The organism is Lentzea sp. NPDC058436 (assembly GCF_042721515.1).
Taxonomy (GTDB): Bacteria; Actinomycetota; Actinomycetes; order Mycobacteriales; family Pseudonocardiaceae; genus Lentzea.
On the sequence record NZ_JBHXLF010000011.1, the window covers coordinates 145709 to 172530 of the forward strand.

The 26822-nt window shown below is 71.1% G+C and carries 23 protein-coding genes; 8 read left to right on the top strand and 15 right to left on the bottom strand.

Features of this window, described 5'->3' with window-relative positions; all coding sequences use genetic code 11:
* The 8 genes from ACFWN2_RS31520 to ACFWN2_RS31555 form a co-directional block, all read right to left on the bottom strand.
* Positions 1-1146: an acyl-CoA dehydrogenase family protein gene (locus tag ACFWN2_RS31520; RefSeq protein WP_382433616.1), complete on the bottom strand. Its 1146-nt coding sequence runs from the start codon at positions 1144-1146 to the stop codon at positions 1-3.
* 10 nt (positions 1147-1156) lie between these two features.
* A complete protein-coding gene (locus ACFWN2_RS31525) occupies positions 1157-2740 on the bottom strand; it encodes an AMP-binding protein (RefSeq protein ID WP_382433618.1) in 1584 nt (527 codons plus the stop codon).
* A 28-nt stretch (positions 2741-2768) separates the two neighbouring features.
* Complete coding sequence (locus ACFWN2_RS31530) at positions 2769-3518, bottom strand: SDR family NAD(P)-dependent oxidoreductase (RefSeq protein ID WP_382433620.1); 750 nt, start codon at positions 3516-3518, stop codon at positions 2769-2771.
* Complete coding sequence (locus ACFWN2_RS31535) at positions 3518-4420, bottom strand: hypothetical protein (protein WP_382433622.1); 903 nt, start codon at positions 4418-4420, stop codon at positions 3518-3520. Before ACFWN2_RS31535 ends, ACFWN2_RS31530 begins: the two co-directional genes overlap by 1 nt.
* The gene (locus tag ACFWN2_RS31540) at positions 4417-5307 is read right to left on the bottom strand and encodes a family 3 encapsulin nanocompartment shell protein (protein WP_382433624.1); all 891 of its coding nucleotides are present in this window, start codon (positions 5305-5307) and stop codon (positions 4417-4419) included. The genes ACFWN2_RS31535 and ACFWN2_RS31540 overlap by 4 nt, the downstream gene beginning before the upstream one ends.
* A gap of 16 nt (positions 5308-5323) precedes the next feature.
* A complete protein-coding gene (locus ACFWN2_RS31545) occupies positions 5324-6112 on the bottom strand; it encodes a 2-amino-3,7-dideoxy-D-threo-hept-6-ulosonate synthase (RefSeq protein ID WP_382433626.1) in 789 nt (262 codons plus the stop codon).
* The gene (locus tag ACFWN2_RS31550) at positions 6109-7359 is read right to left on the bottom strand and encodes an aspartate kinase (protein ID WP_382433628.1); all 1251 of its coding nucleotides are present in this window, start codon (positions 7357-7359) and stop codon (positions 6109-6111) included. Before ACFWN2_RS31550 ends, ACFWN2_RS31545 begins: the two co-directional genes overlap by 4 nt.
* A gap of 166 nt (positions 7360-7525) precedes the next feature.
* Positions 7526-10264, bottom strand: a complete 2739-nt coding sequence (locus ACFWN2_RS31555) for a LuxR C-terminal-related transcriptional regulator (protein ID WP_382433630.1) — start codon at positions 10262-10264, stop codon at positions 7526-7528.
* 260 nt (positions 10265-10524) lie between these two features.
* Here ACFWN2_RS31555 and ACFWN2_RS31560 point away from each other — a divergent pair, with 260 nt between their 5' ends.
* The 4 genes from ACFWN2_RS31560 (at position 10525) to paaZ (ending at position 15324) form a co-directional block, all read left to right on the top strand.
* The gene (locus ACFWN2_RS31560) at positions 10525-11697 is read left to right on the top strand and encodes an MFS transporter (protein ID WP_382433632.1); all 1173 of its coding nucleotides are present in this window, start codon (positions 10525-10527) and stop codon (positions 11695-11697) included.
* A gap of 2 nt (positions 11698-11699) precedes the next feature.
* Positions 11700-12323 carry an HAD-IA family hydrolase gene (locus ACFWN2_RS31565; RefSeq protein WP_382433634.1) on the top strand — a complete coding sequence of 208 codons (624 nt, stop codon included), beginning with the start codon at positions 11700-11702 and terminating at the stop codon, positions 12321-12323.
* 5 nt (positions 12324-12328) lie between these two features.
* Positions 12329-13063, top strand: coding sequence for an inositol monophosphatase family protein (locus ACFWN2_RS31570; RefSeq protein WP_382433636.1), 735 nt, complete (start codon positions 12329-12331; stop codon positions 13061-13063).
* Positions 13064-13302: 239 nt separating this feature from the next.
* A complete protein-coding gene (paaZ, locus tag ACFWN2_RS31575; protein WP_382433638.1) occupies positions 13303-15324 on the top strand; it encodes a phenylacetic acid degradation bifunctional protein PaaZ in 2022 nt (673 codons plus the stop codon).
* Between the two features lie 31 nt (positions 15325-15355).
* Here the strand turns inward: paaZ and ACFWN2_RS31580 are convergent, their stop codons facing one another.
* Positions 15356-16828 (bottom strand): FAD-dependent oxidoreductase, encoded by a 1473-nt coding sequence (locus ACFWN2_RS31580; RefSeq protein ID WP_382433640.1) that lies wholly within the window; start codon positions 16826-16828, stop codon positions 15356-15358.
* A gap of 896 nt (positions 16829-17724) precedes the next feature.
* On the opposite strand from ACFWN2_RS31580, the gene ACFWN2_RS31585 reads away from it, so the two are divergent.
* The 3 genes from ACFWN2_RS31585 (at position 17725) to ACFWN2_RS31595 (ending at position 20874) form a co-directional block, all read left to right on the top strand.
* The gene (locus ACFWN2_RS31585) at positions 17725-18993 is read left to right on the top strand and encodes an NAD(P)/FAD-dependent oxidoreductase (protein WP_382433642.1); all 1269 of its coding nucleotides are present in this window, start codon (positions 17725-17727) and stop codon (positions 18991-18993) included.
* Positions 18994-19012: 19 nt separating this feature from the next.
* On the top strand, positions 19013-19915 hold the full coding sequence (locus ACFWN2_RS31590) for an SRPBCC family protein (RefSeq protein ID WP_382433644.1): 903 nt from the start codon (positions 19013-19015) through the stop codon (positions 19913-19915).
* Positions 19916-20046: 131 nt separating this feature from the next.
* The gene (locus ACFWN2_RS31595) at positions 20047-20874 is read left to right on the top strand and encodes an extensin family protein (RefSeq protein WP_382433646.1); all 828 of its coding nucleotides are present in this window, start codon (positions 20047-20049) and stop codon (positions 20872-20874) included.
* Between the two features lie 68 nt (positions 20875-20942).
* Here the strand turns inward: ACFWN2_RS31595 and ACFWN2_RS31600 are convergent, their stop codons facing one another.
* From ACFWN2_RS31600 to ACFWN2_RS31620, 5 genes are all read right to left on the bottom strand, one after another.
* Positions 20943-21569: a DUF4360 domain-containing protein gene (locus ACFWN2_RS31600; protein ID WP_382433648.1), complete on the bottom strand. Its 627-nt coding sequence runs from the start codon at positions 21567-21569 to the stop codon at positions 20943-20945.
* Between the two features lie 269 nt (positions 21570-21838).
* A complete protein-coding gene (locus ACFWN2_RS31605; RefSeq protein ID WP_382433650.1) occupies positions 21839-22351 on the bottom strand; it encodes an ATP-binding protein in 513 nt (170 codons plus the stop codon).
* Positions 22352-23066: 715 nt separating this feature from the next.
* Positions 23067-24347: an ATP-binding protein gene (locus ACFWN2_RS31610; RefSeq protein ID WP_382433652.1), complete on the bottom strand. Its 1281-nt coding sequence runs from the start codon at positions 24345-24347 to the stop codon at positions 23067-23069.
* The gene (locus ACFWN2_RS31615) at positions 24344-25009 is read right to left on the bottom strand and encodes a response regulator transcription factor (protein ID WP_382433654.1); all 666 of its coding nucleotides are present in this window, start codon (positions 25007-25009) and stop codon (positions 24344-24346) included. The genes ACFWN2_RS31610 and ACFWN2_RS31615 overlap by 4 nt, the downstream gene beginning before the upstream one ends.
* 6 nt (positions 25010-25015) lie before the next feature.
* Positions 25016-25261, bottom strand: a complete 246-nt coding sequence (locus ACFWN2_RS31620) for a hypothetical protein (RefSeq protein ID WP_382433656.1) — start codon at positions 25259-25261, stop codon at positions 25016-25018.
* 115 nt (positions 25262-25376) lie between these two features.
* Between ACFWN2_RS31620 and ACFWN2_RS31625 the strand changes: the two genes are divergently transcribed.
* Entirely contained in the window at positions 25377-25592 is a 216-nt protein-coding gene (locus ACFWN2_RS31625) for a hypothetical protein (protein WP_382433658.1), read from the top strand.
* A gap of 19 nt (positions 25593-25611) precedes the next feature.
* Here the strand turns inward: ACFWN2_RS31625 and ACFWN2_RS31630 are convergent, their stop codons facing one another.
* The gene (locus ACFWN2_RS31630; RefSeq protein ID WP_382433660.1) at positions 25612-26817 is read right to left on the bottom strand and encodes a glycoside hydrolase family 88 protein; all 1206 of its coding nucleotides are present in this window, start codon (positions 26815-26817) and stop codon (positions 25612-25614) included.
* Positions 26818-26822: the final 5 nt, after the last annotated feature.

Below are 26822 nucleotides of genomic sequence, written 5' to 3' on the forward strand. Positions count from 1 at the left end.
TCACGGCGCGTATTCGCGGCCGAGCAGTTTCCTCGCCACCACGAGCTTCGTGGCGTTCTCGGTGCCGTCCGCGATCTCCTGCCCGATGGCGTCGCGGACGCGGCGGCTGGCCGGGTGGTCGTCGTGCCAGCCGCGGTGGCCGAGGGTCAGCAGCGCCTGGTGGGCGGCCTCGACCCCGATCCGGCAGGCCCACCACTTGGCCATGTTCGCCTCGGTGCGGTGGTCGAGCCCGGAGTCCGCGCGCCACAACGCCTCGAACGCCAGCAGCCGTGCGGCGTGCAGTCGGGTCGCGTGCTCCACCAACGGGAACGCGACACCCTGGTGCTTGCCGATGACCTGCCCGAACGTCTCGCGTTCGCGGGCGTGCTCCAACGCGTCGTCCAGCGCCGCCTGGGCGTTGGCGATGGCGAGGACGGCGATCAGCGCGCGGGAGTGGTCGAACCCGCGCATCACACCGCCGAAGCCCTCGCCGACACCGCCGACGATCTCGTCGTCGGACGCGCGCACCCCGGCGAACCGCAGCGTGGCGCGGCCGCCGGCGCGCACGCCGAGGTCGTCGAGCCGTTCCCGTGCGATGCCGTCGCGGTTGAGCGGCAGGTAGAACGCGGTCACGCCGCGCGCGCCGTCGTCGCTGGTGCGGGCGAACACCAGGCCGTGCGTGGCGTGCATGCCGAGCATGATCGACGTCTTGGTGCCGGTGAGGACCCAGCCGTCACCGTCGCGCTCCGCGCTCAGCTCGATCGCGGCGGCGTCCGTGCCGTGGTCGGGTTCGGTCAGCACCAACGCGACCACGGCGTCGCCCGCCGCCACCGCGGGCAGCCAGTCGGCCCGCTGCGACGTCGTGCCGCTGCGGCCGATGATGCCGCCGATCAGGGCCGCGTTGACCACGGGGTAGCAGGCGGTCGCCTCCACCCGTGCCAGCTGCTCGACCGCGATGCCGGCCTCGACCGCGCCGAGACCGCTGCCGCCGAGCTCTTCGGCGATCATCAGACCGGTGAGTCCCGCGCGGCCCAGTTCGGCGAAGAAGCCGGACCAGAACGTGCGTTCGCGGTCGTCGAGCGCCGCGTGCCGGGCCACGGTGTCCTCGGCGAACGCCCTGACCTTCTCCGCCAGCGCCTGTTGTTCCTCGGTGAACGAGAAGTCCACGTCCGCCTCCTCAGACCAGTTGCTCGCGCAGCCGGAACTTCTGGACCTTGCCGCTGGGCGTCGTCGGCAGCTCGCCGACGTGCTCGACGCGTTCCGGCCAGTACTGCTTGGCCATGCCGAGTCCGTCGAGGTGCTCGCGCAACGCGGGCAGCTCCGGCGGCTCGCCCTGCGGCACGATGACCGCACAGGCCCGTTCGCCGAGCCGGTCGTCGGGGTAGGCGACGACGGCGACGTCCTTGATCGACGGGTGCCGCAGCAGCGCCGCCTCGACCTCCACCACGGGCACCTTCTCGCCGCCGCGGGAGATGACGTCCTTGTCCCGCCCCGCGATCCGGATGCCGCCGTGGCCGTCCGGGCGGGCGAGGTCGCCGGTGTCGAACCAGCCGTCGTCGGTGACGTTGTCCGCGTACACCTCCGGCCGGCCGAAGTAGCCGAGGCACTGCGTGGCGCCGCGCACCTGCAACCTGTCGTCGTCGGTGATGCGGACCTCCATGCCGGGCAACGGGGATCCGTCGCTCTCGGCCGCCCGCATCTCCGGGTCCTCGGGACGGGTGATCGTCGGCGCGCCGTTCTCGGTCATGCCCCACAACGCGTACAGGCGGCAGCCCAGCACGTCGCGGGCCTGCTCGACCAGCACGGGCGGGATCGGCGCGCTGCCCGTGGCGAACGTCTTCAGCGCGGACAGGTCGCGCTGCTGCTCCTTCTGGCGGTCGATGAGGTCGACCAGGAACGGTGGCGCGCCCATGAAGAAGCTGACGCGTTCCTCTTCGAGGATTCGCAGCATCAGGTCCGCGTCCCAGTTGTCGATGTGCACGCACGTGGCGCCGAGCAGCAACGGCATGGTGAAGTTCCACGTCCACCCGGCGTTGTGGGTGGTGGGGGAGCCCATCGCGGTGACCTCGTCGTCACGCAGGCGCAGCGCGTCGATCTGCATGCGGTTGGTGGCGTGCAACGTGTTGTGGCTGTGCATCACGCCCTTGGGCTCACCGGTCGTGCCCGACGTGAACATGACGTACGCCAGGTCGTCCGGCTTCGCCTCGCGGCCCTCGGTGTCGCCGAAGAACGCGCCCTCGGTGCCCGGTTCGCCGAGCAGCGCGGTGTCGAAGTCCAGAGCGTCCCCGTGGCCGGCGACGCCGATCAGGATCCGATGCCTGATCGACGCCACCTCGCGGGCGACCTCCTCGCTCAGGTCCGCGTGCGAGAAGCCGCGGTGCTCGACCGGTCCGATGTAGACAGGACTCTTCGTCAGCTCCGTCATGAACTTGAGCTCGCGCTTGCGCATGATCGGCAGCACCGGTCCGGCGACCGCGCCGATCCTGGCGCACGCCAGCGTGGTCGCGAGCAGCTGCCACGAGTTCGGGAGCTGCAGCGTCACCACGTCGCCGTGCTCGACGCCCAGCCCGGCGAGCCCCGCCGCGATCCGTTCGACCCGGCGTTCCAACTCGGCGTAGGTCAGCGTCTCCGTGTCGCCGCCGTCGGTGTGCCACACGACGACCGCGCGCCGGTCGGGGTGCCCCCGTGCCGCGCGACGGAGGTCGTCGACGAGTGTTTCCTTCTCGCGCCACCACCCTCGGGTGACGTACTCCGCTGTCATCTGCTTGCTCCTCAAAGGGTTCGTGGGGTCACACCGGCGCACGCGTGTTGCCGCCGTCGACCAGCAGCAGCGCGCCCGTGACGAAGGCGGCCTGCCGGGAGGCGAGGAACGCGGCCAGCGCGCCGAAGTCGTCCGGGTCGCCGACCTTGCCCAACGGCACCTCGGCGGCCGCGGCGGAAGTGTCCTCTCCAGACGGTCCGCGCAACGCCGGCGTGTCGTGGTAGCCGGGAGCTAGGACGTTGACCGTTGTGCCGCTGTCCCCGAAGGCGTGCACGAGGCTCCGCGCGTACGACAGCACGCCCTGGCGCGCAACACCGGACAACACGTTGTGCGGCATGGGTTGCCGGACCGCCTCCGAGGTGATCATCAGAACGCGGCCGCCCGGACGCAGGTGCGGCGTCGCGGCGGTGACCAGGGCGACGTGCGGGATGAGCGCGGTGTCGACGGCCCTGCGGTAGTCCTCGGGGCCGAACTCGGCGACCGGGCCCTGCACCACACCGCCGGTGTGGCTGACCACGACGTCGATGCCGCCGAACTCGGCCACCGCGCCGCCGATCCAGCGCTGGACCGCGCCGTCGATGCTGACGTCGGCGACCTCGCTGTGCACCCTGCCGCCCCGTGCTTCGAGCTTGCCGTGGGCCTCGGCCAGGCGGTCAGGATCGCGGCCGCAGATGGAGACGTGCGCGCCCTCGGTGGCGAGAGCGGTGGCGACGCCGAGGCCGAGACCGCTGCTGGCGCAGGCGATCAGGGCGACCTTGCCTTCGAGTCCGAGATCCATCACTCCGCCCTCCTCGGCACCACGGGGTAGCCGTAGCGCACCAGCTGCGGCGCGGCCGCCGCCGTCGTCAACGCCCGCGGTTTCCAGTCCAGGTCGGTCCGCCACCGCGCGTTGTCCTTGATCAGCACGCGTCCGCGGTGGAACCGGTCGGGGTTGCCGGTGACCGTGTGGTTGACCCCGAGCTCGACCGTTCCCTCGGCGGAGACGGGGTTCGGTCCGCCGATGCCCGCGAACGCCATCACCTCGCCGATCACCTCGGCCGGGCGCGCGGAGAAGTCCTCGTGCCGCACGCGCAGGTAGCGGGAACGGCCGGCCAGCGCCAGCAGGTCGGACGCGGCGTTGACCGACGTCCAGTACCCGGTGCTGCGGGCCGCGCTCATGCGTTCGACGTAGCTCTTGTCCTTGCGGTACGAGTGCGTGGTGGCACGGGCGTCGCGCACCACGTGCAGCACGCGGACGTCTAGTCCCGACCCGAGCAACGCCGCCGCCTCCGCCGGGTACTTCGACCCGTCGACCACGACCTCGGCGCCCGCGACGGCGGCGGCACGCCGGTACACGTCCGCGGTCAGACCGGTCAGCCAGCGCACGTCCGGCGGCGCGGTCAGCGGGCCGATCGACTCGGCGAGGCGCCGCGGGGTGTGCCGGGCGCGCAGCCTGGTGGCCTGCACCGCGTCCACGGCCGTCGCGATCCGCCGGTCGTCCAGCGCGTCCGACCACAGTGGACACTCGGTCAGCGCGGCACCGCAGCCGCAGCTGGAGTTGGTGCCCTGGCCGAGCACCCCGTTGCGCCACAGGTAGTGCAGCTCGCCGACGTGCAACGAACCCGCCGTCTCGCCCAGGACGTTGCCGATCATCGTGCTGCCGCAGCGCATCATGCCGGTGAGGTAGAGGACCCGCGTCACGCCGATCCCTCCAGCAGCACGAAGTGCTGGGGCAGGTGCACGGCCAGACCCATCCGGCTGCCGGCTTCGAGCAGGTCGCCGCCGTCCTCGCCGGCACCCCGGCGCAACCGCAGGTGCCCCACACCGGGGTCGAGGAACGTGGTGGCCGCGCGGAAGTCGCCGAGCAGCACCTGGTGCTCGGGGATCATCCTGGTGCGGGCGATCCGCACACCCGCCTCCGCGAGCTTGCTGAGCAGCCCGGACTCGACGGCCTGCCAGTACACGGCGTTGTGCGCCACGATCCCGTCGCACGAACCACCGGTCTCCTCGACCAGCGCGGCGGCCTCCGTGAGCAGGTCGGCCGGTGCGCGACCGGCACGGAGCTTCCGCGCCTCCGGGAGGTTCAGCAGTCCGGGCACGGCGCCATCGGGGCTGCCGCGCAGCAGCACCTCGTTCTCGGTGGTGCCGAACCGGACCAGCAGGCGGTAGTCGATGAACGCGGCCAGCAGCCTGGGGTGCTCCAGCAACCCCGGCGGCACCGCGACGGACACGCCGATGTCGGTCAGCCGGGCCTCGTCCAGCAACGGCCGGAACGCCGACTCGGGCGTCGTGTCGAACGTGACGCCCGAGCGGGTGTCGCGCTCCTGCTCCGGCTGCGGCTCCCGCACGTACGGGGAGTCGTCGTCGCGGATCGTGGCCATCTTCATCAGCTGCCGCACGGTGAAGCGGGGGCGTTCGGCGAACAGCGGGAACGCCGTGGGCAGGTAGGCGCGGTAGGTGACGGTCACGTCGTCGGACGGGTTGCCGAGCGTGGCCGCCTGGGCGAACTCCGAGCCGGGCGTGCTCTCGGTCATCGCCGGGTCCGCCAGCAACTGGCGGGTCTGCTTCAAGGGGGAACTCGTGGTCATCGCTGCCTCCTGGTTTTCAGGCGGCGATCGCCATGCGGCCGTGCACGACGTCACCGATCTCGCGGGCCAGCCGGCCCGGCGTCGGGTGCTGGAAGATGTTGCGGCCCATGGCGACTCCCGCCGCGCCCGCGCGCACCGTGGAGGCGACGCGGCGCAGCAGGTCGCGCTTGTCGTCCACCGGCGGGCCGCCCGCCACGACGACGGGGATGGGGCACGCGCGGACGACGTCCGCCATGGCCTCGGCCGAACCGGGGTAGCTCACCTTCACGAGGTCGGCGCCCAGGTCGGCGGCGAGCGTCGCGGAGTGCGTGACGAGCTCGGGGTCGGCGGCGTTGTCGATCTGCGGGCCGCGGGCGTACATCATGGCCAGCAAGGGGATTCCCCAGCGCTCGGTCTCCTCCGCGGTGCGCGAGAGGTCGGCGATCTGCTCGGCTTCCTGCTGCGAGCCCATGTTCACGTGCACGCTGACGGCGTCCGCGCCGAGCCGCAGTGCCGCCTCGACGCTCGTGACGAGGTACTTGGCGTCCGGGTCGGGGGCGTGCGCGGTGCTCGCGCTCAGGTGGACGATCAGCGAGGTGTTGACGAACCGCTTGGGGTCGAGGTGGCGGACGGTTCCCTTGTGCAGCACCACGGCGTCCACCTTGGCCGCGGCGAGTTCGCCGATCAGGTCGTCGAGCGAGTCGTCGGGGGTCACCGGTCCGTCGGCGACCGAGTGGTCGAGCGGCACGATCATCAACCGGCCGTCCCCGTTGCGGTCGATGCGGTCGAGGCGCAGCCTCGCGCCGAAGGATTGCGGCTGGTTCACCGGGTCCTGCTCCCTTCCAGGTCGTGCTGGTCAAGTCCGAAGCGTTCGTAGAGCGTGCGCACGGCGTCGTGCACGCGGTCGCGGGCGACGAGGTACGTCGTCCTGGCCTGGCTGCAGGCCACGCACTCCGCGGTGATCCCGGCCGCCGACAACGCGTTCAGGCCGAGCGCGGTGAGTCCCGGCCTGCTCAGCAGACCGGTGCCGACGGCGCAGACGCGGCCGAACTCGCGGCGCAGCGTGACGGTGCAGCCGAGTTCCTCGCGCACCGCCTCCGCCGCCTCGTCCGCCGCGCCGTCGGCGAGGCAGAACCGCATCCGCAGCGGTGCGCCGGGATGCGACCACCACTGCACCGAGTCGACGGGGATCTCCAGGCGCGCCAACGCCTCCAGCACGCGTGCGCTGCCCTCCACGAGGTCGCACCCCGCGTCGACGAGGACCTGCGTCACCTGTTCGTCGTGCGTCACCGCGACCACGCCGGCGCGTCCTTCGAGGACGTCCGAGTCGAGCATCGCCGCTCTCCCTCCGAAGATCGTGCTTCCGTCGCCGAGCCCGGACGAGTCGCGGACGACGATGTCCACGCCGTGCGCCGCGGCGAGCTCGACGGAACGCGGGTGCAGCACCCGCGCGCCGGAGAACGCCATCTCCGCCATCACGGCGGCGGGCAGCACGGGCAGCAGGCCGGCGCCGGGCACGACCCTGGGATCGGCGCGTGCGATACCGCGCACGTCGGTGTAGATCTCGCAGACCGCCGCGCCGTGGGCGACGGCCAGCGCGACGGCGGAGGTGTCCGACCCGCCGCGGCCGAGCGTCACGACGGCGCCGTCGTCGTCGAGGGCCTGGAACCCGGCGACGACCACGACGTGGCCGCGGCCGAGCCAGTCCCGCACGGTGCCGGTGTCGATCGAGGCGATCACCCCGGCGCCGGGCGGTCCCACGGCGCGCAGGCCGGCCTCCGGGCCGGACAACGACACCGCGGGCACCTCCAGGTCCCGCAGGGCGATGGCGAGCAACGCGGCGGAGGCCAGCTCACCCGTGGCGAGCAGCTTGTCGGTCTCCCGCGGGTCCGGCACGTCGCTGACCGCCGTGGCCGAGCGGACCAGCTCGTCGGTCGTGGCGCCCCTGGCGGACACCACCACGACGACGGCGGAGCCCGACCGGTGGGCCTGGGCGACGCGCTCGGCCACCGCGGCGACCTGCGCGTCGTCGGCAAGCGAGCTGCCGCCGTACTTCTGGATGCTGATCTCCATGCCACTCCGTTCGGAATTCGCCCGATGGGAGCTGAAATTCACCCCTCGCAAAAGAGGTTCTCCGGCCGGAGTGGCGGTCAAGCTCGCGTAAATCCATGAACCTGGCCGATAGGATTCACTGATCAGCACCGGGCCTCTCACGTGAATGAGTGAGAGGCCGCCGAATTCACGTGCGGGTGCGCGCGTGTGCGATCACCTGAAGGGCCAGCTCGACCCGGTTGGTGACCTGGAGTTTCGTGAAAGCGTTGCGTACGTGCGTACCAATGGTGTTGGGGGAGAGGGTCAGGCGTGCCGCGATGGCCTTGTTGGTGAGCCCGCGCGCGACCAGCCTGGCCACGCGCACCTCGGTCTCGGTGAGGCTCGCCCACAGCTCGGCCGACAGCGACGGCACGGTGTCGTCGGGATCCCGGTCGTGCCGGCGGCCGGCCCTGTGCGCGGCGCCGACGGCCGTCCACTCGTGCCGGGCCTGTTCCAGCAGGTCAACGGCCCTCTGGCCGTCGGCGGTCCGGCCGGCGTCGGTGAACGCGGCGGCCGCTGCCGCGGGCCTGTCGCACAGCCGGTACAGCTCCGCGGCCCTGACCAATGCGCCGAGGTCGCGGTCGCGCAGGCCTCTGACGTGGGCGGACGCGGCGGCCACCCAGAGCACGCCGGGGTTGCGTTCGCTCAGCTCGTGCGCGATCCGCACGACCTGGTCGACGCGTCCCTCGTCGTCGCGGTGCCGGGCCAGGCGCGTCAGCACCGGCACGACCGGCGTCGGCGCGGTGGTGATGATCGCGACCAGGTCGGGGCTGGTCAGCAGGCCTTCCGCCACCTCGGCCGCGTCGTCGGGCCGGTCGGCCTCGCACAGCCACAGCACCCGCCGCCACGCGAGCCTGGCCGACCCGGCACCCCGTCCGCCGAGCCGTTCGGCCTCCCGCAGGTTCGCCTCGGCCGCGTCCAGGTCGCCCAGGGCCGTGCGGATCTCGCAGAGCAGCAGCAACGCCCGCCCGAGCAGAGGAGAGGACGGCGCCTCCCGCGCGGTCAGGACGGCGAGTTCGGCGTCGGCGGCGGCAGAGCGCAACCTGCCCGCCGCCAGGTGGGCACGGGCCTTGTGGTGCTGCCAGTGGGGCACCGGCCACGCCGCGTCCAGCTGCGCGGTCTCCTTCGCCACCAGGGTCAGCGTGGAATGCACCTCGTCGAAGCGGTCCAGCGCCACGAGCGGAGCGCACAGCCACAACCGCGAGTTCAGCCTGCGCTGTGACGGCCCCGCCCGGTCCGCCTCGTGCACGGCCGCCCTCGCCAGGTCCAGCGCCTGGGCGAGCTCACCGCGGTGCAACGCGATGCGGGACCGTGCCGCCGAGCCGAGGGCCACCGCCTCCCCACCGGCCGACCCCGCCGAGGCCGCGGCGCTCTCCGCCGCCGCGGTGTGCCCTGCGGCCGCGAGCCGGTACGCCTGCACGGCGGCCAGGTCGGCGTGGTCGCGTTCGGCCAGGTCCAGGCGTGCCGACGCCCGGCGCGCGTACTCGACGACCATGTGGCCGTGACCGGGTTCGCGTGAGTCGGCCAGTTCGGCGAGCGCGCACAGCAGCCGCGTCTCCGTGGCCGCGTCCGGCGTTCCGTTCAGGGTGCGCACCGCCAGGTCCCAGGCCTGGGAGGTCCTGCCGTCCGCGCTGAGCAGCCGCACGGCGTCCACGGTCAGGTCCCCGGTGCCGGTCGAGCCGTGATCCGCGAGGTCCAGGAGCCGCAACGCCAGCCGCGCCGCCCCTCCCGTGCCGCCCGCACGGTCCTGCACGGCCTTGCGCAACGTGCGCGCGACCTCCTCCGAACCCCAGCGGCCGCCGCGTTCGACGTGGTGCACGACCTCCTCGGCGGGCCTGCCCTCCTTCGCGACGACCTCCGCCGCCTCGCGGTGCAGCGCCGTGCGCACCGGTTCGGGCAACCCCGCGTAGACGACGCGCCGGACGAGTTCGCTGCGGAAGGTCAGGCCGTTCGTCGCCGCGGCCAGCACCCCGGTCTCCACCAGCAGCGCCGCCGCCCAGAGCAGTTCGGCGACGGGCCTGCGCAACAGTTCCGCGGCCTCGTGCACGGTGAACCGCCTGCCCAGCACCGCCCCCGCGTCCAGCACCTCGGAGGCGGGCCCGGCGAGATCACCGAGCGCGGAGCGGACCTCGGTGACGAGCCAGTGCGGCAGCGCCCGTCCAGCAGGGGTGAGCAGGGCTTTTCCGTTCGTCACCTCCACGTGCCCGGCATCGTGCAACGCGCGCACGACCCGTTCCGCGTCACCGTCGACATCACTCGCGATGGCCACGACCGCGGGATCGGGTTCCGCGCCGAGCACCCTCCGGCACAGCAGACGCACCTCCTCCTCGGTCGGCTGCCAGACCGGCAGCCGGTGGGCGCCGGACTCCAGCAGCACGTCGACCACCCCGAGCACCGCCGCGGAGGCCTGCGACCGGCGCAGCGACAGCAACCAGAGGACGGGGGTGTGCGCGAGCCCCGGCACGAGCATGCGCAACGCCAGCGCGGTGACGTCGTCGGCGAGGTGGAGGTCGTCCAGGCACACCAGCAGGCCAGGGCCGTTCGCGAGCTCCACCAGCTGCGTGCGGATCTCGCGCAACGCCGTCAGGTGCTGGGCGTCGTAGTCCCCGTGCGGACCGGTGACCTTCGAGCTCAGGGCCGCCCGCAACGTCGACAACGGCGCGACACGGTCCACGTGCGTCGCACGACCGTGCACCACCCTCAGTCCCGCACGGGCGGCCTCCGCCCTGACCTGGCCGACGAGCGCTCTGCGCCCCAGCACCCCCTGCTGCTCGGCGATCAGAACGCCGCCCTCACCCCGTGCCAACGCGGCGAGAGAGGCGTCCACGAGTTCGGCTTGTCCCGATAATCGCGGCGTGGCGTGCGGCTCCACGTCGTCCTCGAGCACAGTCGGTCCTCCCCTTGAAGCGTCCGTGGCGCGCCATGTCCCCCCAAGGCGCCAGGCTCACGTTGCTTACCCACTTCATCATCATTTGGAACCGCTCATACGGGTGGTAACCGGACAGAGTCGCGATTACTCCGATCACGTGAATACGGAAGTAGGTGGACCGGCAGTTTCGAATTGTCGGGTGAAATCCGCTTAGTCGTCGAACGAGCCGTCAACCCTTCTTCCAATTGCGTACCCGACGCGCACGCCTGGAGGGGGCGATGAAGAGAATCTGGATTTGGGCTTTGTTCAGCGGTGCGTTCGCGGTGGCGTGCACTGAATTCGCCGTCGTCGGACTGCTGCCCCAGATCGCACGTGATCTGGGCGTCTCGGAGGCGGCCGCGGGCCAGCTGGTGACGTTGAACGCCGTCGCGTTCGCCATCAGCGCGCCCGTGCTCGCCGCCGTGTTCCACCGCGTGGACCGCCGCAAGGTCCTCTTCGGCTGCCTGACCGTGTTCGCGCTCGGCCACGTCACGGCGGGTCTCGCGCCGAACTACCCCGTGCTGCTGGGCTCGCGGATCCTGTCCGGCGCGATGATGGGCCTCTACCTCGCGACCGCGATCGGTGCCGCCGCACGGCTGGGCGGGGAGGAGCGCCGGGCGTCGTCCATCGCGACGATCCAGGCGGGCGTCAACACCGCCACAGCGCTCGGCGTGCCGATCAGCACCCTGCTCGGGCACCACATGGGCTGGCGGGTGCCGATGTTCGTGATCGGCGCGCTGGCGTTGCTGTCACTGGGTTTCATCGCCACCGTGGTGCCGCCCACCGGCGCCGACGAAGGCGCTCCGCTCAGCGAACGGCTGCGGGCGGTCCGCACCGCGCCCGTCCTCGTCGGTCTCGCCGCGATCACCCTGTTCTGGGGCGCCACGTTCACCGTCTACACCTATCTCGTGCCGTTGCTGGAGCAGCGCGCCGGGATGGGCAGCACCATGGTGATCGTCGTGCTGTTCATCGCCGGCATCTGCGCCGTCGTCGGCAACGTGATCGGCGGCAAGGGCGCGGACACCGACTCCCGCAGGACGTTGCTGATCACCGCCGCCATCACCGCCGTGGCGCTGCTCGCGGTGCTGCCGCTGTCCACCGACGTGCCCCAGACCATCGCTCTGGTGGTCGTCTGGCAGCTCGCGGCGTGGTCGTTCGTCCCCGCTGTGCAGGCGGCGCTCTTCCAGGCCGCGGGCGAGGGAGGCGAGCTAGCCGTGTCGTTCGCCGTGTCGGCGTTCAACATCGGCATCGTCGCGGGCGCGGGCTTCGGCGGCATCGCGCTCGACCAGGCAGGACTGCCCGGCGTCGCCGTGCTGGGCGGTGTCCTCGGCCTCGCCGCGCTCGGCTTCGTGATCCTGCTCGTCCGCTACGTCGCGCAACGTGAACCCGTTGGCTCCCAAGCGAAAGGATGACCATGCGACTGGAATTCGACGCGGTGCTGTTCGACCTCGACGGCACCCTGATCGACTCCACGGCCGCCGTCCGCAGGGCCTGGCGCCGCTGGGCCGAGGAGGAAGGCGTCGACCCGGCGCGCCTCGACGGCACGGAAGGCAAGCCCGCCAAGGACATCGTCGCCCTGTTGCTCCCGCCCGAGCGTCACGCGGAGGGTCTGGCGCACTACTCGCACATCGCCACGCACGACCTCGAAGGCGTCGTCGTCCTGCCAGGAGCGTTGGACGCGACCAGTTCGGCAGGTTCGATGAAGGCCATCGTCACCTCCTGCACGCGTGACGTCACGGCCGCCCGCACCGCCGCCGCCGGTCTCCCGGTGACCGACGTGGTCGTCACCGCCGACGACGTCGACCACGGCAAACCCGCGCCCACGCCGTACCTGTCGGCCGCCGAACAGCTGGGCGCGGACCCGAGCCGGTGCCTCGCCGTCGAGGACACCGCGTCCGGCCTGGAGTCCGGCAGGGCGGCGGGCTGCACGACACTCGGTGTCGGAACCGGCCTGGACGCGGACGTAGTCGTGCCCGACCTCTCGTACGCGCGGTTCGAGGTTCTCGGCGACCGCGTCGTCCTGACCGTTCAGGGGTGACCACTGTGGATGATCACTTGCTGGCGTCCACTTTGGCCTCTTCCGCCCGCGACCTGTTGTCCCGGCTGCGATCCTCGTACTCCGGTCCGGAGTTGGGCCGTGAGGGCGACCGTCAGGCGCACGATCTGCTCGTCGGCGAACTCGCTGCCCACCGCCCTGACGACGCCGTGTTGTCGGAGGAGGGGACTCCGGTGGGCGCGGAGGCCCGGTCCGGGCGCCTGTGGATCATCGACCCGCTCGACGGCACCCGTGAGTACTGCGACCGTTCCCGCGACGACTGGGCCGTTCACGTGGCCCTCGTCGAGGGTGGGGAGCTCACCGCCGGGGCCGTGGCCCTGTCTTCCGGTGACACGCACAGCACCGCCGATCCCACTCCGTTGCCCCCGTCTGTCGCTGATCCGATGCGGGTGGCCGTGAGTCGCAGCCACCGGCCGCCGCTGGTGGACGAGCTGGCCAGGGTCCTGGACGTCGAACTGGTGCCGATGGGGTCGGCCGGGGTCAAGACGGTCGCGGTGTGCACCGGGCTGGTGGACGCGTACGTGCACGACGGTGGGCAGTACCAGTGGGACAGCGCCGCGCCCGTGGCCGTTGCGCGTGCGGCCGGGGCCCACGCCTCGCACCTCGACGGCAGGGCCGTGGACTACCGGTCGCCGGACCCGCGCACCGAGGACCTGCTGGTGTGCCGGCCAGAGGTGGCGCCGGTGCTGCTGGACGCGCTCGCGGGCCTGGTGGCTCGCTGACCCGCCGCCTGCCAGCGCCGCCGCCCGCTCGCCGCCGCACCCGGCGCCTGCCCGCGTCACCGTCCCGCTCGCCACCGCACCCGGCGCCTGCCCGCGCCACCGTCCCGCTCGCGGCCGCTGGACCACCTCCCCCCGCTGCCCCCGCCCCACGAGCCCCCTTCGGGACCTCCCGACCCCTGCTACGTTGCCTGGTGGTCGGGTCGCTGATGATCCAGCGCCCAGCGAGAAGGGGTGGCGCGATGAGCTTGCTGCGCAGCTACGTGTCGGGTGGGTGGCACACGCCGTCGGTGGAGGGCACGCCGCTGCACGACGCCGTGACGGGCGAGGAGATCGCGCGGATCTCGTCGGCGGGCGTCGACATGGGGGCGGCGCTGCGGTACGGGCGCGAGGTCGGCGGGCCCGCGTTGCGCGAGCTCACGTTCCACCAGCGGGCACAGCTGCTGAAGGCCCTCGGGCTGTACCTGAAGGAGCACAAGGCCGAGCTGTACGCGCTGTCGGCGCGGTCGGGGGCGACGAGGTCCGACTCGTGGATCGACGTCGACGGCGGCTTCGGCGTGCTGCTGGGGTACGCGTCCAAGGCCAAGCGCGAGCTGCCGAACGACAAGGTCTACGTCGAAGGGCCCGTCGAGCCGCTCGGGCGGGGCGGCACGTTCGTCGCGCAGCACATCTGCACGCCGTTGCGCGGGGTCGCGGTGCAGATCAACGCCTACAACTTCCCCATGTGGGGCCCCTTGGAGAAGTTCGCGCCCGCGTTCATCGCCGGGGTGCCGTCGCTGATCAAGCCCGCGTCGCAGACCGCGTACGTGACCGAGAAGATGGTCGAGCTGATGCTCGCGTCCGGGTTGCTGCCCGAGGGGTCGCTGCAGCTCGTGTGCGGGTCGGCGGGCGACCTGCTGGACCACCTGACCCCGCAGGACCTGGTCGGGTTTACCGGGTCCGCGTCCACGGCGCAGAGCCTGCGCACGCACCAGGCCGTGATCCGGTCGTCGGTGCGCTTCAACGCCGAGGCCGACTCGCTGAACTGCTCGATCCTCGGGCCGGACGCGGTGCCGGGCACGCCCGAGTTCGACCTGTTCGTCGGGCAGCTGGTGGCGGAGATGACGACCAAGGCCGGGCAGAAGTGCACGGCGATCCGGCGCGCGCTGGTGCCCGAGTCGTTGATGGACGCGGTGGCCGAGGCGACGGTGGCGAAACTGGCCGAGGTCGTGATCGGCAACCCCGCCGACAGGTCCGTGAAGATGGGCGCGCTGGCCGGTCTGGAGCAGCGCGAGGAGGTGCGCCGGTCGTTGAAGGCGTTGCAGGAGAACGCCTCCGTCGTCTATGGAGACGGCGCTCTGTCTCTTGTGGACGCTGATGCCGAGCGAGGCGCGTTCATGTCGCCGATGTTGCTTCGCGCGGACGCGGATGCCGTGCAGCCGCACGAGGTCGAGGCGTTCGGGCCGGTGTCGACTCTGATGCCGTACACCTCGCTGGACGACGCCGTCGCTCTGGCAGCGCGGGGTGCCGGTTCGTTGGTCGGGTCGATCGTCTCCGCCGACACGGACTTCGTGCGCGACGTCGTGATCGGAGTAGCGCCGTGGCACGGCCGGTTGCTCGTGCTGGACCGCGAGGACGCCGCCGAGTCGACCGGGCACGGCTCACCGCTGCCGATGCTCGTGCACGGCGGACCGGGCCGAGCCGGCGGTGGCGAGGAGATGGGCGGCATGCGCGGCGTGCTGCACCACATGCAACGCACGGCCGTGCAGGGCAGCCCGCGCGCGTTGGGCGCCATCACGAACCGCTGGGTCACCGGCGCGCCACGCCGTGACGACGCCGTGCACCCGTTCCGCAAGACGCTGGCCGAGCTCCGTGTGGGCGACACGGTCGTGGCCGGCCCACGCGAGGTGACGCTGGAGGACATCGAGCACTTCGCGTCGTTCACCGGCGACACGTTCTACGCGCACATGGACGAGGAGGCTGCCGCCGCGAACCCGTTCTTCGGCGGCAGGGTCGCGCACGGCTACCTCGTGGTGTCGTTCGCGGCGGGCCTGTTCGTCTCGCCGGAACCCGGCCCGGTGCTCGCGAACTACGGGCTGGAGAACCTGCGGTTCGTCACGCCGACGTTCCCCGGCGACCGGCTCACGGTGACGTTGACGGTCAAGCAGATCACGCCGCGCGAGGACCAGGAGTACGGCGAGGTCCGGTGGGACGCGGACGTGACGAACCAGAAGGACGAGTCGGTCGCGAAGTACGACGTGCTGACGCTGGTGGCCAAGGGCTAGCGGTGCGTCGAACAGCGGTGGCGGCGCACCGCTAGCGGGGCTCCTTGCGGGGGAGGGGCTTGGTCGCGGGCCCCTCCAGCACCTCGCCGTCGACGTCGAACCGCGACCCGTGGCACGGGCAGTCCCAGCTGCGTTCGGCGGCGTTGAACCGGACGAGACACCCGAGGTGCGTGCAGCGCATCGACACGCCGTGCAGCCGGCCGTTCTCGTCGCGGTAGACGCCGGTCTTGCCCAGGCCGTCGCGGATGACGTGGGCCTGACCGGGCAGCAGCCTTTCGCTGGAGGTGGCGCCGGCGGGCAGGACCCTGTCGCCGACCATCTCCACGGCGACCTCGGCGTTCTTGCGCAGCAGCGCGGGCAACGACTTGAGCGAAACCCGGTGCGGGCTGAAGCGCTCGGCCATCTCGTTCGGCTTGCCGGTGACGAGGTCGGCGAGCAGCGCCGCGGCGAACGTGCCGCTGGTCAGCCCCCACTTCATGTAGCCGGTGGCGGTGAACACGGTGGAGTTGCCCGGCGTGTAGCTCCCGATCATCGGCAGGTGGTCGTACGTCGTCGGGTCCTGCGCCGACCAGCGGTGCGTGATCTCCTCGACCTGCCAGTGCTTCCGGGCGAAGTCTTCGAGACGCCGGAACGGTTCCACGACGGACTTGCCGGTCGGATGGCTCTGGCCGGCGAGGATCAGCTTGTCCTCGTGCGCCGAGATCGACCACGAAGGACTGCCGGTGCTGATGGCGAGCGCCTGCGTCGGCGCGTCGACCTTCGCCGCGATGCAGTAGGCGCGGGTGAGTTCGAGGAGCGGGAAGTACAGCCCCCGGTCCAGCGTCGGGTAGTGCGTCGCCATCACGATCTTCTCGGCGTCAATGCTTCCGTCCGAAGTGGACACCCGGTTGCCGCTCACGTCGAGCACCCGGCTGTTCTCGCACACCAGACTGCCGTCGCCGTCGATCTGGTCGGCCAGCCCCCGCAGGTACTTGACCGGGTGCAGCTTGATCTGGTCGTCGAGCCGGATCGCCGCGTGCACCTCGAACGGCAGGTCGACGTTCGTGCTGACGCGCACCGGCAGCCCGACCTGGCGTGCGGTGATCAGCTCGTTGTCGACGTCGCGCACCTCGGCCTCGGTGAACGCGTAGGTGACGGCGGGGGAGCGGCGCAGGTCGCAGTCGACGTCCTTGGCCAGGTCGGCCACCTGCGCCACGGCGGCCAGTGACGCGGTGGCGTAGTCGGTGGCGGCGGCGAGCCCGTGCCTGCCGCGGATCTGCGAGTACACAGTGGACTGCAGGGCGGTGACCTTGGCGGTGTTGTTGCCGGACACACCGGACGCGACCCGGCCCGCCTCCAGCACGACGACGCGCAGGCCGCGCCGCTTGAGCAGGAGCGCGGTGGTGAGGCCCGTGATGCCGCCGCCGACCACGGCCACGTCGTAGGTGTGCGCGCCGGTCAGCGCCGGGCGGGCCTTCGCTGGGAGGGCGGCGAGCCAGAGCGACTGGTCAGCGGTGGTGGTCATGGGGGCGGATACCCGCGTTCGGGGTGGGTATGCGGCGGGTGGGGGACGGGCTCGGGGTGGGGCGGTGGTGGGGTGGGTGGAGCGGCGGTCGGGTGGGGGCGGCGGTCGGGTGGGTGGTGCGGGATCAAGGGTGGGAACGGCGGTTGGGTGGGTGGTGCGGGCTCGGGTGGGAGCGGGGGTTGGGCGTGTGGTGGTGCGCGCTCGGGTGGGAGCGGCGGTGGTTGGGAAGGTGGTGCGCGCTCGGGGCGTGAGCTGCGGCGGGTGGTGGCGGGCGGGTGTGGTGGCCGGGCGTGTGGTGGTGGGGTTGCGACGCGGTGGGCGTGTGGTGGTGGGCGTATGTGATGGCGACACCGCGGGGGCGGTGGGTGTGTGGTGGCGGTCGTGTGAGCGGTGCAGGGCGCGTGGTGGGACGTGAGGTTTAGGCGGACGTGTCTGGTGGTGCGGCGTGTGTGGTTACTGGGCGTGTGGGCGGTGCGGTGCGCATGGTGGTGTGTAGGCAGCTTCGGCTGGCACGCGTAGTGGCTGGGCGTGTGTGGTGGTGCAGAACACGGCCACTGCTGCATGGCGCGTGTGGCGGCGGCGCACGGAGGCTACGGCATGGCGTGTGTGGTGGTGCGGCATACGGCCACTGCGGCGTGGCGTGTGTGGCGGCAGCGCACGGAGGCTGCGGGGTGGCGTGTGTGGCGGCGGTGCACGGTGCGTGTGGCATGGCGTGTGTGGCGGAGGCACACGGTGCGTGTGGCGTGTGTGGTGGCGGCGCACGGCGCCTGCCCTGGGCCAGCGGTGGCGGGCCACCGGCAGTGTCGCGGCAGGCAGCAGGCGCCTCCCCGGCTTCCTTCGGGGCCGATGTGCCGCGCCCCCGGATACGAGGCGCCCCCAGCGGGTATGCGACCCCCATGAGCAAGCACCGGGTAGTCGTTGTCGGAGGTGGGTTCGGCGGGCTTGGCGTGGTGCGCGGGCTGAAGCGCGCGGACGCCGAGGTCACGTTGATCGACCGCACCAACCACCACCTGTTCCAGCCGCTGCTGTACCAGGTGGCGACGGCGTTGCTGCCCGCCGGCGACATCGCGCCCGCGTTCCGCGCGGTTCTGCGCAGGCAGCGGAACGCGCACGTGTTGCTGGGTGAGGTGACCGGGTTCGACACCGCCGCGAAGCGGGTGCACGTGGATCTGCCGGACGGGAGGTCCCGCCAGGTCGAGTACGACACGCTGGTGGTGGCGGCGGGGTCTCGGGACAGCTACTTCGGGCACGACGAGTGGGCCGAGTCGGCGCCGCCGATGAAGACGCTCGAACAGGCGGTGAACCTGCGGTCGAGGTTGTTGCGCGCGTTCGAGACGGCGGTGGCGGCCGACGACCCCAAGCAGTGGTTGTCGTTCGCGGTCGTGGGGGCCGGGCCCACCGGGGTGGAGTTGGCCGGTCAGCTCGCGGACCTGGCGCGCAGGGCGTTGAAGGGGCAGTTCCGGGAGATCGATCCGCGCGATGTCCGCATCACCCTCATGGACGCTGTGCCGCACGTGTTGCCGCCGTTCTCGCCTCCGTTGCGCGAGCACGCGCGGGTGAAGCTCGAACGTCTTGGCGTGACGGTGATGACGGGTGCGATGGTCGAGTCCATCGACTCCGAGGGGCTCACCACCAAGGACGGGGATCGCGTCGAGGCGAAGACGATCATCTGGGCCGCCGGGGTGCAGGCCTCGCCGCTCGCGGGCAAGTTGGCCGAGGCGACGGGGGCCGAGACCGATCGGAAGGGCCGGATCCGGGTGAACCCGGTGGACTGCTCGGTCACCGACGACGTCTTCGCCATCGGCGACATGGTGAACCTCAACGACCTGCCCGGCATCGCCGAGCCCGCCTTGCAGGAGGGGCACCACGTCGCGCGCGTCATCAAGGCGCGGTTGCGGGGGCGGCGGGCCAAGCCGTTCCGGTACCTCGATCTCGGCACGATGGCCACCATCTCGCCCGGTGACGCCGTCGCGGACATCAAGAAGCTTCGGCTCAAGGGTGTGATCGGGAAGGTGGCGTGGGCTGTCGTGCACATCGCGTTCCTCGTCGGTTGGCGCAACCGGGTCGCGGTGCTCGCGCAGTGGGCGTGGAACCTCGTCACGGGTCGTCGCGCGCAGCCGATCATCCTGGAGCCGATGCGGGCGCTGGACCGCGAGCAGGTTTGACCAGGGGTAACCGATTTTCGTGAACACGGAGCTGCTGGGCATCTACCTCAACGACCACCTCGCCGGAGCGATGGCGGGCACCGAGCTCGCGCGCCGCATCAGTCGCACGCATCCCGAACTGCGGGTTCTCGCCGACGACATCGAGGCCGACCGCAAGGAGCTGCTCGACTTCATGCGCGAGGTCGGCGTGGAGTCGCGGCCGCACAAGGAGGCGCTCGGCTGGCTGAGCGAGAAGGCCGGCAGGCTCAGGTTCAACGGCAGGGTGCTCGGCCGTTCGCCGCTCAGCGACGTCCTCGAACTGGAGGCGCTGCGCGTCGGCATCGAGGGCAAGGCCTCGCTGTGGCGGACGCTGCGCAAGCTGGGGAGCTTCGACGAGACTCGGCTCCAGCGCCTGACCGAACGTGCGGACAGCCAGGCGGAGCTCGTCGACCAGTACCGGCTTCGCCTTGCGCCGCAGGCGTTCAACTCGCCGCACGTGTCCGGTGTGGACGTCGAGCGCACGTTCACCGTGGCCTCCACCCCGGAGGGCGTGACCGAGTACCTGCGCGACTTCTCCCGCGCCGAGCAGTGGGATCCGGGCACCGTGTCGTGCACGCGCCTCGACGACGGCCCGGTCGGGGTCGGCTCGCGCTGGCGCAACGTGTCGTCGTTCCTCGGCCGCAAGACCGAGCTCGTCTACGAGCTGACCCGCGACGACGCGAAGGGCCTGCAGTTCGTCGGCCGCAACGACACCGCCACCTCGACCGACGACATCTCGATCAGCGCCGGACCCACGCCGGGCACCACCCGGATCGGCTACCACGCGCACGTCGAGTTCAACGGACTCGCGAAGTTCGGGGCGCCGGTCGCGAAGCTCGCGCTGGAGAAGCTCGGCAACGACACGGAGAAGAGCCTGGTCCGCGTGCTCGGCGCCGTGCGGTAAAGGCAAAGGAAAAACGCAGGTCAGGCGCGATTCCGCCGTTCGGACGCGATCCCTAGACTCCCTCGGGCCGGTGGGTGAGACAGGCCCTTCACCCCTGCCGCCGCCGGCTTGGACGCAGAGGGAGTACTGGGGTGTTCGAGAACAACGTCACCAGGCGCGGCTTCGTCACGGGCGCGGCCGCGGTCGCCGGTCTCGCCGGCCTGTCCACCATCGCCCCGGGCCTGGCGGGCGCCGCGCCCACGCCCGCCGACCAGCACACGCCGGCCGAGATCGAGGCCGCCGAGGCCGGCGCGCTCGCGATGATGACGTTCCAGAAGATCGACGGCACTCCCGTCTACTACTGGCGTTCCAACCGCGGCAACACGACCGCGCGCAACTGGCAGGCCACCGACGCGTTCTACAACGCGCTCGTCGCCTGGATCCGCGACCTGCGCTCGCTCTCGTCGGGCTACGGCTCGATCAGCTACCTCGTCTCGGCGGGCTTCTACGTCAACAAGGCCGGTCAGCACGGCGCGGGCACCGCGATGGACCTCGACCACGTCCGCTGGTCCAACGGCAACGTCACCTCGCCGCTCGACCAGCACCACGCGTCGGGCACCGCCGCGCTGCGCAAGCGCTACCTCGCCACCGAGGCCGTGACGCGCCGCCGGTTCCGCTACGTGCTCGACGGCTGGTACAACGCCGACCACCGCGACCACATCCACGCCGACTTCGGCGGCATGCCGGTGCGCGTGCTCAAGGACTCCGAGGCCGACACCAAGTTCGTCCAGGGCACCTGCAACAACTTCCGCGCGTCCGGCCTGGCGATCGACGGCATCTGGGGCCCCAACACGCAGGCCGCGTTCAACGGCCTCAAGTCCGCGCTGGGCGTGACCGGTGACCCGCACACCAGCACGGCGGTGTGGCAGGGCATGTTGTCGAAGATCGCGACGAAGGGTTTCGCGAACCAGAACATCTGAGTTCGCGGGAGCAAGCGAGGCCGAGCCCATGCCTCCTGGGCTCGGCCTCGCCGTTTCGGTGGAGGTGTCTACTTCGGACACTTCTTCCAGGCGAAGTGGTAGATCGTCTCGATCGACCCGTCCGTCGAGTCCATCGCCATGAAACTGGTCTTCGCCGGGTCGGACGTGCCCTTGTCCACCCGCAGCTCGGTGTTGATGTTGAAGTTCCGCTTCGCACCACACGGGTGGTAGACGATGGACGCCACGTCCGTCTTGTGCGTGACCTGCCAGCTGTCGCTCAGCGCGCCGTTCCAGGTCTTGGTCCGCTGGTCGTTGTCCGACATGCCCTGGAAGTAGTAGCTCGCCTTCTGCGTGCCCTTCGCGCCCCGTTCGAGGTGCGCGAACCCCCTGTAGTCGGCCTGGGCGATGCCGTAGGTGAATCCGCCAGGAACGTTGACCTTCAGGTTCAGCTGGCAGTTCTTCCGGAAGTCGGTGGGCCGCGAGGCCGGGCCGATCTGCGCGAGGTAGTCGCTGTAGGTGACCGTGAACGCCTTGTTGTCGGGGGAGACGGCGACGGCGGCGGTGCCGATCCGGCAACCCGAACCGTTCACCGTGACCACGTCGATGGTGATCTGGCCCGTCGGGGGCGGATCCGCGACCGGGGGAACGACGATGGTGGACAGAGCCAGCGCGGCTGCGGCCAGAGCGGGAATCATGCGACACCTCTCCGAATGTGCGGAACAGTTCGGGCGGCGTGGTACGAGACCGTATAGGAAGTGTTGCCGGCCACCCCTCCGCCAAGAAGAGCAACATTCCTTGCGGTTTCCCGAAATGTTTCCGGTGGTCGGTTAATCGCAATCCATGAACGGGATCGAGCGGTTATTCCAAGTGCGGGGAACAGATTCGTGAAGCGTCCACCGCGAACCTGGGCGCACCAGAAGGGCGCATCCACGGATGGATGCGCCCTTGTGGGTGAGATCTGGGCCTAGCGTTGCTGACCGTTGCCCATCGAGCCACCGAGCCCGAACAGGATGCGCTGGATGAGCTCGGGATCGACGTCCGGCTCGTCGCCCAGCGCCTCTGCGGCGGGCGAACGGCGCTTCTCGCGCCTGGGCAGCGGCACCGCGTTGGCGCTCACGCCCGTCGGCAGGGCGAGCTCGCACCAGATCAGCTTGATGCCGCCGGCGAGCTGCAGTTCGCCGGTGCGCAGATCGGGCGAGGTCGGCGGCATGATGAACCTGGCCGCCTCCAGCTCGACGACGAGGTACTCGCCGGTCAGGCGCAGTCGCAGCGTGATGAGCCGCGACGTCCTGGGGTCTGCCGATTCGACGGCTGCTTCGACCAGCGCACAGGCGACGGCCGAGCACTCCGCGGTCATGTTGCGCAGGCGCCATTCACCGAGGGTGAAGCGCACGAACAGATCCGCGCAGTTCACCGCGGTGGGAAGCGCGATGAGTGTCAGGTCGTCGACCTGGGCGGTCTGGGCGTTCGCCTGCATGCTGCCTCCGTTTCGCGTGCGGCGCGCGAGCCGTGACGGTCACCCGAATGGCCGTCACGGTGAGCGGGAATCTACATGGGTATACGCGGGAAGCAATGCCCTGGTTGACTCACCCGTCAAAAGTCACGTCCGGGTCACGACGAGAAGGCTCGACGATCACTGTGAGTATAGCGTCAGGCTCGCTCCGTTATCGATTCGGGTCAGCTTCGGCGCCGGGCGAACCGGAGGCGGGCCGCCGAGACGGTTCGTGAAGGAACCCGCTCCGCGTTCATGTTCCGGGCTGTGTGTCGTGGAGGGGCTTTCAATTGCCGCACGTGTCGTCTTAAATCCGTTTAACTCGGCGGCGTCGAACTTAAAACTATTTAAGAAACATTAATCGTCTGAACGGGGGATGGTCGGCGATCGGTGGTCCGCTAAATTCATGTCAGATCGCAAAAAGCGACACGGACTCCACTGAATACACCGGACCCCACACCCGGCGCCGAGAGCCCCGGCTGATCCACCTCGTTCCACCGGTGTGGGAAGGCAAGTGCGCACTGCTCATCGGGATCCCTCCTCCTGCTCGGGACTCGGTGGTGCGGCAGCGGTGCAGCGCGGCCCGGCCGGTGCCCGCCGGCGGCGTCGGACCCGTCCCACGGTCCGAACGCCGCCGGCGGTGTTCGTTTTCCGGCCCTGTGACGCCTAGAACCTGTGACGCCCCAGAACCTGCGACGCCCTAGAACCTCCGGAGCCTCAATTGCACGCGTGCACCGCCCAACGGCCCGCGGTCGACGTGGAGAGACCCTCCCGTGCTCTCCGCGGCGCGGCGGGCGATGTCGAGGCCCAGGCCGGTGGAGCCACCCCCGCTGGCACCGCGCCGCACCGCCCGGCGGAAGTCCGCGATGCCGGGACCGGCGTCCTCGACCACCAGCGCCACCAGGTCGGCCTGGTGCACCAGCGTCACGGCGAACCGCGTGCCCTCCCGCGTGTAGTGGAAGACGTTGCCCAGCAACGCGTCCAGCGCGGCGGCGAGTTCGGAGCGGGAGATCGGCACGTGCGCGGGCTTGTCTGCGCCGCGGACCGTCCACGGGCGTTCCTGGTCGTCGGCGAGCGCGGACCAGAACACCAGCCGGTCGCGCACCACGCCCGACGCGTCGGCGCCGCCGTCGTCGGGCTGCAGGCCGGCGCGCGCGACCTTGATGATCTCGTCGACCTCCCTCTCAAGGCCCTGGACGGCCTCCCGGACCCGGTCCGCGCCAGGACCCCGCCCGAGGGTGTCCGCGTCCAGGAGAAGGGCCGTGAGAGGCGTTCTGAGGCGGTGCGAGAGGTCGGCGACCACCTCGCGTTCGGCGGCGAGCAGGACCCGGACGCGTTCGGCCATGGCGTTGATCGCCTTGCCGACCTCCCTGACCTCGGGCGGTCCGGTGACCGGGACGCCCGCGGTGAGGTCGCCCTGGCCCATCCTGCGGGCGCCCTCCGCCAACGCCTGGGTGGCCTTGACGGCCCGCGCGCCCAGCCGGTCGGCGACGATCACCGACCCGGCGACCAGGCCCGCCGCGACGCCCGCGAGCACCCACCACGTCCCGATCACGCCGTGGCTGAGCTGCTCGTGCGGCACGAACGCCTCGACGATCACGATCCCGCTCTCGCTGGTGGCCAGCGGTTGCAGGTAGGCCACGCCGTCGGGCCGTTCGATGGTGGACGCGGTCGCGAGCTTCTGGGCTTCCCGCAGATCTGCTGCGGTGATGTGGGAGTAGCCGTAGGTGTTGGGCGGGGTGCTGAGGTGCACGGCCAGCCGCTGCTGACCGCCGTACCGGGTGAACCTGATCGCGTTGCGGATCTCCTGCTCCCTCTGCGAGATCAGCAACGCGGGAGTCATCGCGTTCGCCTGCTTCTCCGCCTCGCTCAGCGCGCGGGTGTACGCGGAGCTCTTGACGACGATCGCGAGCGGGATGAGGAACGCCAGCGCCACCATGCTGGTCGCCGCGAGAGCGACCAGCACCAGTGACCGCCTCACCTGGGATCGACCAGACGCACGCCCACTCCTCGCACCGTGTGCAGGTAACGGGGCTGTGCGGCCCGTTCACCGAGCTTGCGGCGCAGCCAGGACAGGTGGACGTCCAGCGTCTGGTCGTCGCGGTGGGACGGCCAGAGGCTCGCGAGGATCTCCGCACGCGGCACCACCTCCCCCTGCCGTGCCGCGAGGTAGGAGAGCAGCTCGAACTCCTTGTGCGTCAAGGAGAGCTCCTGGCCGTCCACCGCGGCTCGGCGGAGGTGCACGTCGATCTCAAGGCCGCCGATCACGAGCTGCTTGTCGTCGCGGGCGCGCCGCAGCACCGCCTGCAGCCGGGCTTCGAGGATCTCGCTGGAGAAGGGTTTGACGAGGTAGTCGTCGGCGCCCGCGTTGAGCAGCCGGACGATCCCGGCCTCGTCGTCGCGGGCGGTCGCGATGACCACCGGGGTGTTCGTTACGCCCCGGATCATCCGCAGCGCGTCACCTCCGTCGAGGTCGGGGAGCCCGAGGTCGAGCACCACGACGTCGTAGTTGTTCGCGGTCACTTCGCGCAAGGCCTCGATCGCGAGCGCGACACCGTGCACGATGTGGCCCTGGCCGGTGAGGGCGCGGGTGATCGCCGCCCGCACCACGGGGTCGTCTTCGACCAGCAGCACTGATGCCATGAGCCGCTACGGGAGGATCGTCGCAGTGAGAAGGTCCGTCGGATACCTGGTCGCCTGGGCACTGGTGACCGCGGTCGCCGTCGGCCTGTCCTGGTTCGGCATCCGATGGGCGATGGAACCCGCCCCGGTCGCCGCTGTCCAGGCCACGACGGAGTCGGCCGTGCTGCCGATGCCGACGGTCACCTCGATCACCGTCCCGCCGCCCGCTTCCGGCGCCTCCGCCGGCACGCCGCCTGTCACGACCTCTTCCACCAGGCCTCCTGTGGTCTCTACGTCAGTTCCGGTTCCTCCCAGTAGTACGGATGCGCGTCCCACCTCGGCTCAATCGCCGTCTCCGCAGGGGGAGTGGCAGCCGGACGGTTCCTACGTGCACGCCTTCAACCTGCGCGGTGGTGACGTGGTCGTGCGGTACCGGCCGCAGGGCGTGCAGGCGCTGTCGGCCACGCCCGCGGACGGGTACTCGGTGCAGGTGGAGCAGCCCGGCGGGCCGCTGGTGGTGAACTTCCGCAACGCCGCCGGCCGGTTGTCCAGGCTGGAAGCGACCTGGAACAACGGGCCGGCGGCGAAGGTGATCGAGCAGTAGCCCTAGTGCGGTGACCGCACTAGAGACCGACGGCCTTCGCGATCTGCGCAGGCTTGAGCACGCGCAGGATCGCCTCGTACAGGTAGTAGTCGCCGTACGGCAGCGAGACCTCCACGCCGTCCTCGGCAGGGCGGTTGCGGGTGCCGCGGGCCAGGATCGCCTCGGCCCGCGTGGACCTGGTCGTGAGACAGGTGCCCACCAGGCCGTCGAGGATCTTCAGCGCCCGGTCGCGGTAGCGGTCGGTGCCGGTGGCCTTGGCGAGGTCGAGCAGCCCGCACGCCATGATCGCGCCCGCCGACGAGTCCTTGACGTCGTTGGCGCCCAGCGGGGAGCGGTAGTCCCACACCGGCACGCTGTCCGGGGTGAGCACCGACAACGCGTAGTCGGCCATCCTGCGCGCGGTGTCGCGGAACTCGCGCAGGCCCGTGCGTCGGTACATCGTCGTGAAGCCGTAGATGCCCCACGCCTGGCCGCGCGACCAGGACGACGTGGGGCTGTAGCCCTGCACGGTGTTGGGGCCGACGGCCGCGCCGGTGTCCGGGTTGAAGTCGAACACGTGCGGCGTCGACCCGTCCGCGCGCAGGAAGTGCGTCTGGGTCGTCCTGGCGTGGGCGATCGCGATGTCGAGGAACTTGCGGTCACCGGTCTGCTCGGTGGCGAACGCGAGCAGGTCCAGGTTCATCATCGTGTCGATGATGACGCGGCCCGCGTTGCCCGGCGTGCCGATCCTGCCCCACGCGCGGATGAACTTGCCCGTGGCGTTCCAGCGCTGGATCAGGGTGTTCGCGGCCTCGATCGCACCGTCACGCCACTTGACGTTGCCGGTGAGCCGGTAGGCCGTGATCCACGACGGGTAGAAGAGGAACCCCAGGTCGTGGTCGCGCGGGTCGAGGCGGCGTGGCGCCAGCCTGTCGTTGGCCGCCTCGGCGAGCGCGCGGAACTGCGCGTCGCCGCTGTCGAGGTGGGCGAGCCACAGCGTGCCCGGCCAGAAGCCGCCGACCCAGCCGCCGTCGGCGACGTAGGTCCACTTCTCGGCCCGGGTGATCTCCGGGAACGACGTGATGCCGGGTGCGACGGCCTTCAGCTTGCTGTTGCCGTAGTCGAGGGCCGCGCGGAGGGTGGCGGGCGAAGCGGCTGCTTCTCCCGCGCCGAGGGCGACTCCCGCCCCGGTGAGCAGGGGAGTGGCCGCGGCGGACGCCAGAAGGGTGCGTCGAGACAGGTTCACGAGAC